We start from the raw sequence: 17,156 nt of genomic DNA, 5'->3' as shown, positions 1-17,156 counted from the left end.
TGTCGGTTACCTATTGCAAACGCCTCCTTTATTGGAGGCGTTTTTGTGCGATCCGCTGATTGTTCTGGCGTGGTAGTGACTATCTCGCTTGATAGTCTTCATTCACTTTTCCTTTCATACTGCACTTGTTAAATGGTTTTATGTTCTAAATAACTATCAGTTGTGCTAGTTACATAAACTTTCTTCCCGTGTCTATGATTCGTTCGATGTTGAACGCTTTTCCAAGGGGGAATTTGATATGGCCGTCACGTATAAAATTTACAGTCTTGAGCGGCCAGATTGGTTGCTCAGCTCAGGGCTTAGTAAAGGCATTTTTCATGATCGAAATGCCCTTAATATGATTCTTTCTGCAGGAAAAAAAGTTAGATTTCGGCAATCTCACCCACACTTAGATATGGGCGTTACGCTGAATTTATTGAATGATGATCGGGAAAAAGAACACTATGCCGTAGTGACTACCCAGTGGGGGGAAATCGTAGCCAGTCATACGTCAGTACTTTTTCTAACGACACCGTACACTGACTCCGCGGGAGAGCTTGTTAGTATTGAGGTGGATTTTGTAGACGGTGGTGAGTATCTACCAATTTGCCAGGCGGGATTAGGGGCGGATAAGTTTTTTAGAGACTGGAATCTGCTGGAAGCAGAATTCGCATTGTATATTTCTGACTGTGCAATGATTTTGATTCCGGCTAAAGACAAGGCGGTGCTGTGGGCTATGCATCAACGATCTGGCTTACAAAGCCTGGCTGCGTACTATGATGGTATTTTTGAGCACTTCAACTACCTTGCTGGGCTTTCATTTAATCCAACTGTGCCGACCGATAAAAACATCCCTAATCGCTACTTTATGAAGGCGGATAAGTCAGGGCCCGGTGCCGCCTACTATGGATGGTCGTGGACAGCGGAGTCAAAAGATTCTGTTGCAGAATTTTGGCTTAATATTGACGGGGCCAACTGGGGCAGTATTCATGAAATAGGTCATGGTTATGAGGGGCTGTTCAGGGACTCCAGCTCTATCAATCTGCGTGAGGTTTGGAATAATGTGTTCGCCGCAAGTTATCAACTTAAGGTATTAGGGGATGAGTTTTATCGAAAAGGGTGGCTATACGCTAGCGGCGAGGAACGTCTTTATACAATAGCTATGGAAGAGTTCGACAAAGGGACAGTTGGCAACAATTTAGCGTTAACGCTGTATTTTTTTCTGTTGATATTTGGGTGTGCTGGCGATCCGAGTATGGCCGAGTTTCACAAGCGCTATCGTCGACTCAGTAATGAGCCAAGTTTTCGGGCTGACAGCCATCCGGCGATGGATCTTTTGAGTGATGTCACTATTGATAAAGCTAATGTTGATACTTCCGAGTTTATGTCGTTTGCCAGTGCGCCACTGACTCTGCAGCAGACAATCAGGAATTCTTTTAGCAATGCTGTTCCGGTTTACCCTCTCTATTTACTGGTTAAGAACAATAGTCTGAAACAGATTCAGGCGCAGCTAGGGTTGAGAAGCCCAGTGGATCTTGTCAGTTGCTCTCAGCTAAGCATCACTGGTTTGACGGCTAGCATCACGATTAATTTTGATGGAATTTTATTAAGGGAACTACGGGGTAAGTCTCTTTTACTAGGAAATGGTCAAGGAATGGCCAGGGTTGTTGAAATAAAAAGTGCGACGGTTATTGTGAGCGGCTTGAGTTTGGGGGTCTATGCATTGCAACTGCCTTCTGTACGCGGCGGGGAATATCAGAGTGTCAGGTGTTATGCCGTGGTTAGAGATGCACCTAATGAAATAAATTGCTCCTACGTTAAAAAGGACGGAAGTTATCTGGTAGATCAGGTTGTAAGTTTGGGAGGCTTATATGGTGTTTTTTGCAGGCTTGACGTGCAGGTTTCTAGGGGGCGCTTGTTGGTCGATGTTGTTTATCCAGCTCCGCACAGTCTTTTTGAGAAAGAAGTGTATGCGCGGATAACAGTAAAAAATGTACATGGTGATGTCGTTTTTTTTCGAGAAATGTTGGGTGAGAAAACCGAGTTGTATTCTACGGTAGTTGCAATTTCAACGGGTTTTACAATTGAGGTTATGCACAGGGAGCCATCGCGCTTATTTGTATCTAGCAGCCTGGAGTCGGCAGTGATTGATAGGTGGGCACTTATCAATGAGTTGGTGGTGACTGAGCAAGGGCTTGTCAATGTCAGTCTTGGGACTAATGCTGGTGAAAATCTAAGGTCTGAAATTGATAAGTGTACGGAGTCTTTTTATACGCATCCGCATCTTGTTATACATGATGAGTATCCAGTTAAACAAGATCTTCGTAGGGCGATCAATACATTCGCGGAACCCGTAAGGAGTCAGCTGTTTGAACGTTATCGCAAGATTGAATTCGTACGGCCGCCCGTCAATCATACAGTTGATGGGTGGGACTTTACTTGGTATTGGCAAGGGAACGGTGGTCGCGCAGTTGGTTACTTAAATATGCAACTACTGGCGCGTACAATTGACTTGGTTTTTTATGCAGGTCGCCCCCATAGTTACTTTGCATCGACTTACCTGTCGGTGATGGTGAAATCAGAGAAGGGCGAAATAATTTACCTTCAGGAGTTTCGCGGAGATGTCTGGGCTCAAGCGAGTCATGTGCAGTTGCCATTGGTGCCGGGAAGTGAAGTGAGTGTCATGCACAGGGAAGCCACACGCAGTTGGATCGTAAATAATTCTAGCGGGAGCATAATTTCAGTCGGGCACGTGCAACATGTTCAAATCGGAGGTCCGCAACGCTTGAATCTGTCCAGCTACTGGCCGGTATCGACCAACGAATCGGATACTGGGGACATGCAGGCGTAACACGCCAGGCCTCAATGCGCAGCCGGTGGTTGCACCTTGCGCATCAAGGGCACCATCGCCGTGGCGACGATGAAGCAGACCATGATCATCAGGAAGGCGTCGCCGTAGGTTTGCGTTTGCGCTTCGCGGTAAGTCAGCAGCCAGAGCTGGCGCAGGCTGGCGGTGACACCCACGTCGCCGCTCTGGCCGAGGGCGGCGAAGTTGTGGCCAACTTGGGACAGCCACTGGTTGAGTGCTTCGTTGGTGCTGTTGAGGTTCTCCGCCAATCGGGTGAAATGCAGGTTGGTGCGGTCATTGAGGATGGTCGCGCAGGCGGCGATGCCGATGGCGCCGCCCAGGTTTCGCATCAGGTTGAACAACCCCGACGCATGTTTCAGCCGCGCTGGCGCCAGGCCGCCGAGGGTCAATGTCACCGCAGGCGGTACCGCCAATTGCTGGGCAATCCCGCGCAACGCTTGCGGCAGCATCAATTCCTTGGCTCCCCAGTCATGGGTGATCGGGCTGAAATCCCACATCGACAAGGCGAACAAGCCAAGGCCGGTCATCATGATCCAGCGCAGGTCGACGCGGTTGGCCAGAAAGGCGTACAGCGGAATCGCCATGATCTGGAACACGCCGGTGGAGAAAACCGCCAGGCCAATGTCCAGCGCGCCATAGCCACGGACGCGGCCGAGGAACAGCGGTGTCAGGTAAATGGTGGCGAACAGACCGATGCCAGTGACAAAGGAAAAGAAACAGCCGAGGGCGAAGTTGCGGTCTTTCAAGGCGCGCAGGTCGACGATCGGGTTGGCCACGTGCAGGGTGCGGCCAATAAACGCCAAGCCGGCCAGACCGCTGATCCACGCCGTGGTCAGGATCGTGTGGTCGCTGAACCAGTTCCAGCGCGGACCTTCTTCGAGGGTGTATTCCAGGCAGCCGAGGAACAGCGCCAGGAACACCATGCTCAGATAGTCGGCGCCTTTGAGCAGCGACAGTTCAGGCTGGTCGATTTTCACCAGCATCGGCACCGCCACGGCGACGAAAATCCCCGGAACCAGGTTGATGTAGAACAGCCAGTGCCAGGACGATACATCGGTGATCCAGCCACCGATCACCGGCCCCAGGGTCGGCGCCAGGGATGCCACCGCGCCGATGGTTGCAGCGGCAATCACCCGTTGCTTGCCGGTGAAGAAAACGAACGCCGTGGTAAACACCATCGGAATCATCGAGCCGCCGAGAAACCCTTGCAAGGCCCGGAAGGCGATCATGCTCTGGATGTTCCAGGCCATGCCGCATAACAGGCTGGTCAGGGTAAAACCCACCGCTGAGGCGCAGAACAACCAGCGCGTGGAGAACACCCGGGATAGCCAGCCGGAGAGGGGGATCACGATGATTTCGGCGATCAGGTAACTGGTCTGTACCCAGGCGGTTTCATCGGTGCCGGCGGAGAGCCCGCCGCCGATGTCACGCAGCGACGCCGAGACGATCTGGATATCCAGCAGCGCAATGAACATGCCGATGCACATGCTGGCGAAGGCGAAAACCTTGGTCGCCGTCGCCATGCTCGCGGCATTGAACGGTGGTGCCGGGGCGGCGAGGGCGCGGCTCATGGCGCGCTGGCCACGGCTGGCGTTTCAGGCTCCTTGCGTGTGTCCACTTCGGCGGTGACCGAGAGACCGGGGCGCAGGTGGCCGAGCACGCTGTCTGCCGGGTCGAGATGAATGCGCACCGGTACCCGCTGGACGATCTTGGTGAAGTTGCCAGTGGCGTTTTCCGGCGGCAGCACGCTGAATTGCGAACCGCTGGCCGGTGCCAGGCTGTCCAGATGGCCGTGGAATTCCTGGCCCGAGAGAACGTCGGCGTAAATGATGACTCGCTGCCCAGGCACCATGCGTGCCAGTTGATCCTCTTTGAAATTGGCATCGACCCACAAACCACTGGACGGTACCACTGACAGCAGCTGCGAACCGGCCTGGGCATAAGCGCCCACTCGTGCCCGGCGATTACCGATCACCCCATCTACCGGTGCGCGAAGTTCGGTGTAGCCGACGTTCAGCTGCGCCAGGTCGCGCTCGGCGAGAGCCTGAATCAGGGCGGCGCGGGCTTGTTGTTTTTGCGTGGCGATCACGTTCAACTGCCGTTGCGCCGCCAGCAACTCGGCCTGGGCGCGGTTGCTTTGGGCCTGCGCGGTCTTGAATGTGGCGTTCGCCCGTTGTGCGCTTTCCACTGAAACGGCATTGGTAGCGACGAGTTTTTTGTAGCGTGCATCGTCATCACGCGAACGAGCGGTTTCGGCACCGGCGGCATCGATACCGGCGCGGGCCTGGCCGATGACGGCCTGTTGCAGTTGTTCGGTGGCGTCGAGGTTGGCGAGCAGGGCTTCTTCAGCCGCCACCGCGCCTTCCGCCTTGGCCAGGTTGGCGCGATAGTCGCGTGAGTCGAGGCGGATAAGCACATCGCCGGCCTTGACCTGCTGGTTGTCGGTCACCAGCACTTCATCGATGTAACCCGCCACCTTCGGCCCGATCACCGTCACGTCAGCACCGATATAGGCGTCGTCGGTTTCCTCGATGAACCGGCCGGCGGTCCACCAGTGTGCGGCGTACATACCAGCAAGTACCAACACGGCGATGCCCAGTGTCGGCAGGAGCAGGCGTTTGAGCAGCGGCTTGGGAGTGTTCACCGGGACAGCAAGGTCTGGCTCTACGGTGGGCATGCTGGTCATGGAGGATTACCTGTGAAGGCCATTAAATTACGTGCGTAATATGACGTATGTCATATTTTGTCGCAAATGGTTTTTGCTGCCGGCTGTCAGGTCCTATTTCAACCAGTCGCCCGGGGTGGTTCCGGTCATGTCCTTGAAGAACGCGATGAAGGCGCTGTCACTGGCAAAGCCGAGTTCGAAAGCGCTGTAGCCGATGTTGCGTCCAGTGGCGAGCAGTTCGATGGCGCGCATCAGGCGCCACTGTTGCCGCCATTGCTGGTAACTCATGCCGGTTTCGCGCTGGAAAATTCGTCCGATGGTGCGGCCGCTGGCACCTAGCTGTTGCTGCAGAACCTGAAGTCTGGGTGGCAGCTTCTCGGGGCTGGCCAGTAGCGGTGCCAGGCGTTTATCCGAGGGCAATGGCAACAACATCGGTTGGCGGGTGGCGTCGCGTATTTCGCTCAAGCACAGGGCAAGCAGATGCACGTGTTTTCCCTGCTGCCAGTCGGTGGCGAAGTCAGCGTTGGCGATCGACTCCAACACGACCCGCAGCAACGGGCTGACTTCGATGACGCAAACCTGTCGTGGCAGCTCTGCACATAGCGCGGGGGTCAGGTAGATGGAGCGGTAATCGACACTTTTTTGCATAACGGCGCGATGGGCAACGCCGGCTGGTATCCAGGCCGCGCGGGAGGGCGGTAACAGGCACAACTGCTGCGCCAGGGTGATGCGCGTGCAGCCCTTCCGGGTAAACAGCAACTGCCCGCGTTGATGCTGATGCATGCCCGAATCGTGATCGCCGAGTGTCGCGGCGATGCCGATGACAGGCGCGTCATGATGATCGGGATCGAAGGGAGTGTGGGCTTGCAGCCAAGCCATGATTTGTCCGATTTCATTGATAAGTTGGCAGGGTTTCGATAGTACGCCAGTTGCGACTGCTTAATCTGTTTAGCGGATTTCTTGCGAGTGGAAGTGGTGATGAAGGGAAAAAAGCTCCTCCTGTTAGCCGTTGCCCTGCTGATGTTTGCGCAGATCGCGCAAACACTCTACAGCCCGGCGTTGGCAGATATCGGCCAGGCTTTTTCTGTCGGTCCGCAACAAACGGCGCTAACCCTGTCGGTATTTTTCCTGGCGTTTGCGTTCGGTGTAGTGGTGTGGGGGCGAATGTGTGATCGCATTGGGCGTCGACCATCGATGCTCGCCGGCCTGGTGTTGTACGCCGCTGCGTCGGCTATGGGGCTCACTGTCAGCACCTTCAATGCGCTGTTGGTAGCGCAAGGCCTGGCTGCGTTTGGTGCGGCGGTGGGTTCGGTTGTTACGCAAACCGTGCTGCGCGACCGCTTCCGGGGTGCGCAACTGGCCCAGGTTTTTTCGGTGATGGGTATCGCGTTGGCGGCCAGCCCGGCGATTGGCTTGTTTACCGGGGCGAGCCTGGTGCAGGTCTTCGGTTATCGGGGTGTACTGGGTTGTCTTTTAGCGCTATCGCTGGGGCTGTGGCTCTGGTGCCTGCGAGATCTGCCGGAAACCCGACCACAGGTCGTGAAAGCCCCGGCATTGTTCGAAACGCTGTGCGCAATGCTGCGTGATCGCGACATCTGGCGCTCGACGCTGTTGGTCGCGGCGTTCAACATTGCCCTGTTCAGCTACTACAGCCTCGGCCCCTACATGTTCCAGCGCCTGGATTCAGGTGCGCAATGGTTCGGCTACAGCGGTGTCGTCCTGGCCCTGGGCTCCGGCCTTGGCGCCTGGCTCAACAAACGACTGTTGCAACGAGGGCTGAGTGGGCGTCAGCTGATCCAGGTGGCCGGCGCGATAATGTTGCTGGGTGCGAGCGGTGTGTTGCTTCTGGAGCAAGGCGCCCTGTTTGTCCTGCCAATGCTGCTGGTGGTGCTGGCGTTCGGCATGGCTATCCCCAATATCCTCGGCGCGGCCCTGATCAATTACGGTGATCGACTGGGCACGGCGGGGGCGTTGTTTGGATTGCTGTATTACCTGTTGATCGGTGGCGGGCTGATGCTTGTAGCCTGGGGGCAGGCATTGGGGCAGACACTGTTGTTGTGTGCCTTATTGGTGTTGATGTTGTCGGGGATCAAGCAGCAGGGTGCGCGCGCGACTAGCCGCGATGGTGGGGGATCGGTCGGAAAGGATGTTGCCTGACACAGCGCTTTTTCGTGCTTGCTTATTAAGGGGCGCCCGAAAGGCGCCCTTCGTTGGTTCTGGCTGCACCGGTGTTCCTAAGTTGATCGCTGCATCTGCAATCGTCGCCCAACGACATCCAACAAATCGCAGCCGTCGCGCAGCGAGGTCACCAGTACCCGCGCTAAATCGCTGTGAACGCCTTCGCTGAGCGCAAAGCTTTCCAGCAGTTGAGTCGCGGTGCGGATGCGGTAGGCCGCAATTTCGTGCAGCACGTCCAGTGGTGCTTCGGTATCGATCAGCAACGATGGAACATTACAGTCGATACCGGTGACAGGCATATATCGATCCATGACAAAAAACCTCCTTTGGGTAATAGAGCGTGACCACTCAGCTAGTTGTTTGGCGGTACCTCGGGGAAACCACCCGGTGGGTCAAGGTTGTCCAGCGCCCGATTGACCAGTAGTTCGCCCAGCACGGCCAATTGCTGAATCGCCAGCATGACATTGCGGCGCGAGCCTTCCAGTTCACACGCAAGGTCGGTGGCCATGACATTCAGGGACGCGAGCGTTTCACAGGCGTGACAGAGCAAGGACTCAGTGTCGATGTTCGGCATGATGGTGAAGACGTGGCTGACAGGGTCGGGACGATTTGGATTGCGCAGGCGCGCGCTGACCAGGGGTTCGGTGATCTCGGAGAGTTTGGAGATATCGATAGGCTCGTAGATCGACCGGTCGGGCGATTGCGCGGAATTGGGGGTGGTCTTTTTCATGTCGAGGTCCTTGCAGAGTTGAAATGCCTACCCATGCCGTCAATCAGGATTGGTTAGCGGCACTGCATGAGTTGGCGGGCCGCTAAAGTTATTACCAGAAAATACCATTTAATTAATCAAAAAAATGAACATCTATGTAATTAAATGATTCATGTTTAGTTGCGGTGCTAATCGTTTTCGTTTTTCTGAAGGTTTATTCGCCAGAAGATTTCCGGTTCTGTAAGAAATATCCTCAATGTAAGTAGGGTAGGGCTGTAGGAATTGACGCTGAATGTGATGCTGTGAAACATTGTTTGACGGCTGTTAGGTGTGGTTGCAGTATTGTTTTTCGCTCGGAGGGCAGGGTGCAGGAAACCGGGGCTGATCAAAAAAACATCAGGGTAGATTAGATCTTTTGATGGATAATTTAAGTGGTAGATATTTAATGTATAAAAAAGAGAAGACAGAAAAACTGAAGAGCAATATTAAATATCTAATAAAAAGTCGCGGGGAAACTCGGCTGTCGTTGTGCAATTCAAGTGGTTTGACCAGAACAACAATCTATAACATTCTTGAAGGAAAAGTCGTCAACGTTCAGCAATCCACTATTCGTAAGATTTCTGACTTTTTCGGGGTGTCTTACAAGGAAATAGAGACGGTTGATTTTGAAGAGAAGGAGATTATAGAAAGTAGTGTTTCTCTGCAGGGGAACATGAATCCAGCTGCGGTACCTATCATCAAAGAAAGCTTGCTTTTTCAGAGCCTTGACAAGCGAATCGGCGAACTGGCTGCAACTCATCCTCTTACTTATTATTTTGGTACCGCTTGCAATCTCATCGCTGTGCTGCTGGAGAATGAAATTGTTGGCATGAACGAGCCTGGAGATCTATTGATAGTGAAAAAAGGATCATCGAGTGGTGAAAAAGAAAAGCTCATCTATGACAAAATAACGAAAAAACTGCTTGTGACGTGTGAGTCTGTTCTTGATTTGGATGCTGTTAGTGTTGTGGGGGAAATAATAGAGGAAAGATTCAATGGGTAGAAGTCAGGAAAACAGTAGCTACCGGCTGCTTGGGTTTGAAAAGAGCAATAGTCTTGCTTTGGTTATGGTTGTCTCCACAGGAAGAATTATCAAGATCAAACTTGCTGAGTTGATGAAAAGTGAGGTGATGGATAACTTTAATAAGGTTGAAATAAAAGACGTATACAGAAAGTTTTATTCTGGCGGCTCGGCCTTGACGGCTTATGAGATCGCTGATCGCCATGAAAGGTCGTGGATGACCTATGTCGCTCTAAATCTAATGCTGTTCGCTCTTTATATTTTTACGAATGTTGCAGCAGCTAAACTTGTATATTTAGAGTATTTCGATATTGTTGTTACTCCTGGCGTTTTCCTCTATCCATTGACCTTTTTAATAGTTGATCTTTTGAATGAGTCTTATGGGCTTAGGCTTGCAAGGAGAGCGATATTTTTTGCTTTCGCAAGCAATGCCTTTATTCTGGTGTTACTCACTGTCACTGGTTTTCTTCCTGGGCTGCCTACTTGGGAGCTTGACGGATCATACAATAAGGTTATTGGTCATGTCTCGTCTGCATTAGTAGCCTCATCGGTATCGTTTCTTTTTTCTGAGTACGTAAACTCATATTTGCTGTGTAAAATCAAGGAACTTACAAGTTCAAGGTTTCTTTTTTTACGGGTTTTCTTTAGTACCTTTTTTGCAGTAATAATAGATAGTTTTATTTTTTGCTTTATTGCATTTTATGGCTCCATGGAAAATGACGAAATCCTGAATATAGTTTATGTTCAGATAGTCATCAAAATGTGCTTTGCTGTGTTCAACGTGTTGCCCGCCTATGGTGCGAGGTCGCTGTTCAAGAAATATGTGGCTGGAGCTCAGGCGGTATAAGTTGTGGAGGCTATAATTAACAATCTGGAATTCATACCGCCCGATAACGTGCTAGCTATTTTAGGCTTATTTTGCTCTTCAGGGTTTTCATGGTTTTCTCCTTGTCTTCCAGAAAGTCATTCAGCCCTTTCGCACGAAGATTGCAGGCGTCGCAATTGCCACAGCCGCTGCCTTTCATCCCGTTATAACAAGTCAAGGTATGGTCGCGGATCAAGTCCAGGCTATTATGGTGGTCAGCTAATGCCCACGTTTCCGCTTTGTTTAACCACATTAACGGAGTTTCAAGGTGTAATTTGTAATTCATTCCCAGCGCGATGGCGTTGTTCAGCACCTCGATGAATTCATGCCGGCAATCAGGATAGCCAGAGTAATCGGTTTCACAAACACCGGTGATGACGGTGTCCGCTTGCACTTGATAGGCGTAAATAGACGCCAAAGTTAAAAACAGAATATTTCTACCGGGTACGAAGGTGCTCGGTAGACTGTGTCCTGCGTTGCTTGTGCTTGGTACGGGAATGTTGTCGCGCGTCAAGCTGCTAATGGCCAGCTCATTAAGCAATGAAGTATCTAATACCTTATGCACTTTTATGCCAAGCTTTTTGGAAAGTTGTTGCGCGACTTCAATTTCCGCGCGATGGCGTTGTCCATAGTCGAAGGTAATACAGTGAATTTCATCAAACAGCGGTAGCGCGTGGATCAAGCAGGTGGTTGAGTCTTGTCCGCCACTGAAAACGATAACTGCCTTTTTAGTCATGCTTTTTTCTTCCTTGGAGGGAATCCAACGTGTGTTGGGGGCATTGACCGTACCGGGAAGATCAAACTGTGGCTGTGGGACGTTTCCGAGATGGCTGTCGGCGCTTTCCGAATCTGTCAGTTATTGGCAGATATCTGGAAATTCCGAAGGGTAGTGGTGCGACGGGAATGGTCGTCGGGTATGGGGCTCACTTGAAAAGACACAGCCCTGTAGGAGCTGCCGCAGGCTGCGATCTTTTGATCTTGATTGTTCAGATCAAAGATCGCAGCCTCGTTTCACTCGACAGCTCCTACAGGTTCTACAGGTCCTGCGGGACAGGGGTCAGGCGCGTTCGAAGATCGCCGCGATGCCCTGGCCACCGCCGATGCACATGGTCACCAGTGCGTAACGGCCGTTGATGCGGTGCAGTTCGTGGATGGCCTTGGTGGCGATGATTGCGCCGGTAGCGCCCACTGGGTGACCCAGGGCGATGCCCGAGCCGTTCGGGTTGACCTTGGCCGGGTCCAGGTCCAGCTCCTGGCTGACGGCACAGGCTTGTGCGGCGAACGCGATGTTGGCTTCGATCACGTCCATGTCGGCGACGGTCAGGCCGGCGCGCTTGAGCGCCAGGCGCGTGGCCGGGATCGGGCCCAGGCCCATCAGTTCCGGTTCGAGGCCGGCGTGGGCGTAGCTGACCAGGCGGGCCAGTGGGCGCAGGTTATTGACCTGGACCGCGGCGCCGGTGGCCATGACCAGTGCGGCAGCACCGTCGTTGAGACCGGAGGCGTTGCCGGCGGTGACCGAGCCGTCCTTCTTGAACGCCGGCTTCATCGCCGCCAACTGTTCCAGGGACGTGGCGCGTGGATGCTCGTCGACGTTGAACAGCTTGGTGCCCTTGCGATCCGGGATTTCCACGGTCGCGATCTGATCAACGAAATAGCCGTTGGCAATCGCGTGGGCTGCGCGTTTCTGGTCTTCCAGGGCCAGGGCATCCTGCATTTCACGGGTGATGCCGTTGCGTGCGGCGACGTTCTCCGCGGTGATGCCCATGTGAATGTTCTGGAACGGGTCATGCAGGATGCCGAGCATGTAGTCGACGGCCTGGACGTTGCCCATGCGCGCGCCCCAACGAGCGGATGGCAGCAGGTACGGGCCACGGCTCATGGACTCGGCACCGGCGCCGATGGCGATTTCGGCGTCGCCCAGCAGCAGGGTCTGCGCCGCGCTGATGATCGCTTGCAGGCCCGAACCGCACAGGCGGTTGACGTTGTAGGCCGGGGTTTCCTTCGGGATGCCGGCGTTCATGGCGGCAACGCGGGAGATGTAGGCGTCGCGGGTTTCAGTCGGGATCACATGGCCCATCACCAGATGACCGACCAGCGCCGGGTCAACGGCGGCTTTTTGCAGGGCGGCTTTCACGGCGGTGGTCGCGAGATCGGCCGGTGGCACGTCCTTGAGTGAACCGCCGAAGGTGCCAATGGCGGTACGAGCGGCGCTGACGACGTAAATTTCCGGGGTGTTCATGGCTGTGTTCCTTTTGCTGGATTCTTATCTGTACTGCGATTGAGCAGGGCGTTCAAGGCCGTTTTTGCCTCAACGGTGTTGAGACGCTGGATGAACAGCAGGTTTTCTTCGCGCAGGGTGGCTTGCAGTTCGGCCATGCCGGCCTGGGTCATCAGCTGCCGGGATTGGCGCAAGGCTTGCTGGGGCATCGCCAGGAAGCGCTGGGCAATTTTTGCCGCCGCGGCCAGGCACTGTTCGCCGTCATCGAAGGCTTCGTTGGCCAGGCCCCAGGCCACCGCTTCGCTGCCATCAAGGCTGTCGCCCAACAACAGCAGGCGCGCCGCGCGTGCCTGGCCCAGTCGGCGTGGTAGCAGCAGGCTGGCACCGAACTCGGGGCACAGGCCCAGATTGACGAACGGCGTGCGCAGCTTGGCATTACGGGTCACCAGCACCTGGTCGCAATGCAGCAGCAGGGTGGTGCCGATGCCGATGGCGGCCCCGCAAACCGCCGCGATCAACGGCTTTCGCAGGTGGGTCACGGCGCGCATCAGGCGAAATGCCGGGCTGTCCAGGTGCGTTGGCGGCTCTTGCAGGAAATCCACCAGGTCGTTGCCACTGGTAAAACAGTTCGGGCCACCGGTCACGATGACCACCCCGATTTCGTCGTTCTCGTCAGCTGCAAACAGCAGGTCGGCCAAGCGCGTGTACATGGCGTTGGTCAGGGCGTTGAGCTTGTCGGGACGATCAATGGTCAGTGTCAGCACGCCATCGCGATAGTCTTGTTTGATCAGGTCGGTCATTGCGGGCTCTTGCAGAGTCGGTTCGACGGCCACTTTAAGCGGCAGGGGAACCCCGCAGCTATGACAAAACGGGTCAACCGAGCTGATGCTTTTTGCCATATCGCGTCGGTAAAACCGCCCACACACCCATTCGGGGTATGGTGCCGCCTGGCGAATCCACCAATAGTAGGTTCATCCGCTCATCCAGAGCCGAACTCGCTTGATAAGGTGCATTTGCTATGGGCAAGACACTGCTTAAGGTGATTTCCAGTCTGTTTGTTGTACCGCTGACCCTGAGTGCCCACGCTGGCGAGCCGGACGGCGCCAATACGCTGCGGCTATATAATTGGGCGGACTACATCGGTGAGAAAACCCTGGCCGATTTTGAAAAGGCCACCGGTATCAAGGTGATCTACGACACCTTCGATGCCTATGAAACGGTGCAGGCCAAGCTGCTCACCGGCCACTCCGGTTACGACCTGATCGTGCTGAATGCATCCCTCGCGCCGCCGCTGATCCAGGCCAAGGTGTTCCAGCCACTGGACAAGAAACTACTGCCGGGCTGGAGCAACCTGGACCCGAAAGTCTTGCACGACCTGCAAGGGTTCGATCCGGGCCCCACCTACTCGGCACCTTATACCTGGGGCAGCAATGGCATCACCTACAACGTCGACAAGATCAAGGAGCGCATGCCGGATGCGCCGATCGGCTCGCTGGCAATGATTTTCGATCCGAAGATCGTCTCGCGCTTCGCCGACTGTGGTGTGACCCTGGTCGATGCGCCCACCGAAGTGATTCCCCTGGCGCTTAAGTACCTCGGTCGTGATCCCCGTAGCGCCAAGCCGGATGACCTGAAGGCGGCGCAGGAACTGCTGTTGTCCGTGCGGCCGTACATCCGCAAGTTCGACTCGGTCAATTACCTGACCAGCCTGCCCAACGGCGATGTGTGCATGGCCATGACCTGGTCCGGCGACTACGCGACGGCCATGGCCCGCGCGGAAGAAGCCAAGTTGAACATCAACCTGTCCTACTTCATTCCCAAGGAAGGCTCGCTGATCTGGTTCGACAACATGTACATCCCGGCGGACGCACCCCATGTCGCCAATGCGCACAAATTCCTTGAATACCTGATGCAACCGCAGGTGATGGCGGACGTCACTGACTACATCCATTACGCCAACAGCAACGCGGCGGCCACGCCTTTGTTGAATGCCGATGTGCGCAATAACCCGGCGATTTACCCCGATGACGCCACCCGCGAGCGCCTGTTCCCGCAGAAGACCCAGGACGCCAAGGACATGCGCGCCATGACCCGTGTCTGGAGCACGGTGAAAAGCGGCATCTGATTCGTTCGATCGTTAGTCAATCCGGTTAGAGGTTTATTTATGGCGACGCCAACACGCAGCGTTTTTTCCCCAGCGGACGAGTCCCGGCTGGTCAAGGCCGACAAGGCCCACCATATGCACGGTTATCACGTGTTCGACGAGCATGCCGAACAAGGCTCCTTGAACATCGTCGCCGGTGATGGCGCCTATATCTACGACACCCAGGGCAACCGCTTTCTCGATGCCGTGGGCGGCATGTGGTGCACCAATATCGGCCTGGGCCGTGAGGAAATGGCCCAGGCCATTGCCGATCAGGTGCGACAGCTGGCCTATTCCAACCCGTTTTCCGACATGGCCAATAACGTCGCCATCGAGTTGTGCGAAAAACTCGCCAGCCTGGCGCCCGGCGACCTCGATCACGTGTTCCTCACCACCGGCGGCTCAACTGCCGTGGACACAGCCTACCGGCTGGTCCAGTACTACCAGAACTGCCGCGGCCTGCCGGAAAAAAAGCACGTCATCGCCCGTTTCAACGCGTACCACGGCTCCACCACCCTGACGATGTCGATCGGCAACAAGGCGGCCGACCGGGTGCCGGAGTTCGATTACGCCAACCCGCTGATTCACCACGTGTCGAACCCCAATCCCTACCGTGCGCCGGATGGCATGGACGAGGCGCAGTTCCTCGAGTTCCTGGTCAAGGAGTTTGAGGACAAGATCCTGTCGATTGGAGCAGACAAGGTCGCCGGTTTCTTTGCCGAGCCGGTGATGGGCTCAGGCGGGGTGATCATTCCACCCAAGGGTTACCTCAAGCGCATGTGGGAAGTCTGCCAGCGCTACGACATCCTGTTCGTCGCCGACGAGGTGGTCACTTCGTTCGGTCGCCTGGGCAAGTTCTTCGCGTCAAAGGATGTGTTCGACGTGCAGCCTGACATCATCACCACCGCCAAGGGCCTGACTTCGGCTTACCTGCCGCTGGGTGCGTGCATCTTTTCCGAGCGCATCTGGAAGATCATTGCCGAGCCAGGCCAGGGCCGTTGCTTTACCCATGGCTTCACCTACAGCGGCCATCCGGTGTGCTGCACGGCAGCGCTGAAGAACATTGAAATCATCGAGCGGGAAAACCTGCTGGCCCACGTCGACGATGTTGGCGGTTACCTGGAGCAGCGCCTGGCCACGTTGCGCGACCTGCCCCTGGTGGGTGATGTGCGTTGCCTGAAATTGATGGCGTGCGTGGAGTTCGTCGCCGACAAACGCACCAAGGCGTTGTTCGCCGACGCAATCAACATTGGTGAGAAAATCCATGTGCGGGCACAAGCGAGGGGGCTGCTGGTGCGGCCGATCATGCACCTTAACGTGATGTCGCCGCCGCTGATCCTGACTTATGCACAGGTCGATGAGATCGTCGACATCCTGCGCGAGTGCATCCTGGAAGTGGCGGCCGAGCTTGAGGCGAGCGGCCAGTATTTCGGCCAATGATTTCAACCCTCAGGTCGTTACCAAGGGACTGTTCACCCGCTAGACTGCGTGGCATGAGCAAGCCAAACGACGAAACACTGATCACGATGCCCTTCGGGGCACTGCATAAATGGCATGGGGGCATGCGCGAGGCGTTCGCCCATATCGATGAGCCCGACGCGCTGCAATACCTGGCGTCGGCGTTGGCGCAGCTGGTGTCCATCGAGTCGATGATGATCAGCCTGGAGCGCAAGGACCGCGCACCACAGTTGCTGTATCAGCGCGGGATTGCCCAAGAGTATCAGGTCTCGATTCTTGAGCGCTATTTTGCCGGGGGCTACTTGCTCGACCCGTTCTGCCTGGCGGTGGAGCAGGGACTGGCACAGGGGTTTTATCACCTGGAGGAAATTGCGCCGGACAACTTCTTCGACAGTGATTACTACAAGACCTATTACCTGAAGGCGAACTGTTCGGAAGACAGCTACTACATCGTCGATACCGGCAACGACACGAAAATCTCCGTCAGCCTCTTTCAAGGTTTCGGCGGTGAATGCCTGCGGGTGGAGCAGTTGAATCTGCTGCGCGCCGTCGAACCGCTGGTGCGCGAATTCATCAGCGAATTCAGTCGCCGTGGCCTGCAGCGCAGTGACGAGATCCAGGGCGATAACGATCAAGGCCTGCGCGATGATCTCAAGCATCGGGTGCAAACGGCGTTCGAACAGTTCGGTTGTGACTTGCTCACCGAACGTGAGCGCGAAGTGGCGCACATGGTGCTGCGGGGGCACTCGGTGAAATCCACTGCCAGCCAGATGAACATCTCACCGGAAACCGTGCGCATGCACCGCAAGAACCTGTATCTGAAGCTGGAGGTGGGTTCGCAGTCGGAGTTGTTTGCGCTGTTCATCGAGTGGTTGCGCGGGCATTGAGCCTGTAACGATCGTTCCCACGCTCTGCGTGGGAATGCCTCAAGGGACGCTCCGCGTTCCAGCGCTGGAGGGGACGCAGAGCGTCCCGGGCTGCATTCCCACGCGGAGCGTCACTAGTGTCCGGT

The 17,156-nt window shown here is 55.2% G+C and carries 15 protein-coding genes; 7 read left to right on the top strand and 8 right to left on the bottom strand.

Annotated features, from left to right (window positions below):
- The first annotated feature begins 238 nt into the window (after positions 1-238).
- A complete protein-coding gene (locus PG5_RS03395) occupies positions 239-2,830 on the top strand; it encodes a putative mucin/carbohydrate-binding domain-containing protein (RefSeq protein WP_020795678.1) in 2,592 nt (863 codons plus the stop codon).
- A gap of 11 nt (positions 2,831-2,841) precedes the next feature.
- On the opposite strand, the gene PG5_RS03390 is transcribed toward PG5_RS03395, so the two are convergent.
- The 3 genes from PG5_RS03390 to PG5_RS03380 all read right to left on the bottom strand — a co-directional run bounded on the left by PG5_RS03390 (position 2,842) and on the right by PG5_RS03380 (position 6,392).
- Positions 2,842-4,419: a DHA2 family efflux MFS transporter permease subunit gene (locus tag PG5_RS03390; protein WP_020795677.1), complete on the bottom strand. Its 1,578-nt coding sequence runs from the start codon at positions 4,417-4,419 to the stop codon at positions 2,842-2,844.
- Positions 4,416-5,534: an HlyD family secretion protein gene (locus tag PG5_RS03385; RefSeq protein WP_020795676.1), complete on the bottom strand. Its 1,119-nt coding sequence runs from the start codon at positions 5,532-5,534 to the stop codon at positions 4,416-4,418. The genes PG5_RS03390 and PG5_RS03385 overlap by 4 nt, the downstream gene beginning before the upstream one ends.
- Positions 5,535-5,627: 93 nt before the next feature.
- A complete protein-coding gene (locus tag PG5_RS03380) occupies positions 5,628-6,392 on the bottom strand; it encodes a helix-turn-helix transcriptional regulator (protein ID WP_020795675.1) in 765 nt (254 codons plus the stop codon).
- 99 nt (positions 6,393-6,491) lie between these two features.
- Here PG5_RS03380 and PG5_RS03375 point away from each other — a divergent pair, with 99 nt between their 5' ends.
- A complete protein-coding gene (locus PG5_RS03375; RefSeq protein ID WP_042955227.1) occupies positions 6,492-7,670 on the top strand; it encodes an MFS transporter in 1,179 nt (392 codons plus the stop codon).
- Positions 7,671-7,747: 77 nt separating this feature from the next.
- Here the strand turns inward: PG5_RS03375 and PG5_RS03370 are convergent, their stop codons facing one another.
- Positions 7,748-8,002, bottom strand: a complete 255-nt coding sequence (locus tag PG5_RS03370) for a hypothetical protein (protein ID WP_020795673.1) — start codon at positions 8,000-8,002, stop codon at positions 7,748-7,750.
- 41 nt (positions 8,003-8,043) lie between these two features.
- Positions 8,044-8,421: a DUF6124 family protein gene (locus PG5_RS03365; protein ID WP_020795672.1), complete on the bottom strand. Its 378-nt coding sequence runs from the start codon at positions 8,419-8,421 to the stop codon at positions 8,044-8,046.
- A gap of 424 nt (positions 8,422-8,845) precedes the next feature.
- Here PG5_RS03365 and PG5_RS03360 point away from each other — a divergent pair, with 424 nt between their 5' ends.
- Positions 8,846-9,442 (top strand): helix-turn-helix transcriptional regulator, encoded by a 597-nt coding sequence (locus tag PG5_RS03360; RefSeq protein WP_020795670.1) that lies wholly within the window; start codon positions 8,846-8,848, stop codon positions 9,440-9,442.
- Positions 9,435-10,307, top strand: a complete 873-nt coding sequence (locus tag PG5_RS03355) for a queuosine precursor transporter (protein WP_020795669.1) — start codon at positions 9,435-9,437, stop codon at positions 10,305-10,307. The genes PG5_RS03360 and PG5_RS03355 overlap by 8 nt, the downstream gene beginning before the upstream one ends.
- Positions 10,308-10,362: 55 nt before the next feature.
- Here PG5_RS03355 and queC read toward each other — a convergent pair whose 3' ends face one another.
- The 3 genes from queC to PG5_RS03340 form a co-directional block, all read right to left on the bottom strand.
- Positions 10,363-11,061, bottom strand: a complete 699-nt coding sequence (queC, locus tag PG5_RS03350; RefSeq protein ID WP_020795668.1) for a 7-cyano-7-deazaguanine synthase QueC — start codon at positions 11,059-11,061, stop codon at positions 10,363-10,365.
- A 321-nt stretch (positions 11,062-11,382) separates the two neighbouring features.
- On the bottom strand, positions 11,383-12,564 hold the full coding sequence (locus PG5_RS03345) for an acetyl-CoA C-acyltransferase family protein (protein ID WP_020795667.1): 1,182 nt from the start codon (positions 12,562-12,564) through the stop codon (positions 11,383-11,385).
- Entirely contained in the window at positions 12,561-13,343 is a 783-nt protein-coding gene (locus PG5_RS03340) for an enoyl-CoA hydratase-related protein (RefSeq protein WP_020795666.1), read from the bottom strand. The genes PG5_RS03345 and PG5_RS03340 overlap by 4 nt, the downstream gene beginning before the upstream one ends.
- Before the next feature lie 218 nt (positions 13,344-13,561).
- Between PG5_RS03340 and PG5_RS03335 the strand changes: the two genes are divergently transcribed.
- The 3 genes from PG5_RS03335 to PG5_RS03325 are packed head-to-tail and all read left to right on the top strand — an operon-like array spanning position 13,562 to position 17,031.
- Positions 13,562-14,668, top strand: coding sequence for a polyamine ABC transporter substrate-binding protein (locus PG5_RS03335; RefSeq protein WP_020795665.1), 1,107 nt, complete (start codon positions 13,562-13,564; stop codon positions 14,666-14,668).
- 39 nt (positions 14,669-14,707) lie between these two features.
- On the top strand, positions 14,708-16,126 hold the full coding sequence (locus PG5_RS03330; protein ID WP_020795664.1) for an aminotransferase: 1,419 nt from the start codon (positions 14,708-14,710) through the stop codon (positions 16,124-16,126).
- On the top strand, positions 16,123-17,031 hold the full coding sequence (locus tag PG5_RS03325) for a LuxR C-terminal-related transcriptional regulator (RefSeq protein WP_033045467.1): 909 nt from the start codon (positions 16,123-16,125) through the stop codon (positions 17,029-17,031). The genes PG5_RS03330 and PG5_RS03325 overlap by 4 nt, the downstream gene beginning before the upstream one ends.
- Positions 17,032-17,156: the final 125 nt, after the last annotated feature.

Origin of the sequence: Pseudomonas sp. G5(2012), assembly GCF_000408945.1 — a bacterium.
Lineage (GTDB): Bacteria > Pseudomonadota > Gammaproteobacteria > Pseudomonadales > Pseudomonadaceae > Aquipseudomonas > Aquipseudomonas umsongensis.
This window is presented reverse-complemented; position numbering and strand designations above follow the sequence as displayed.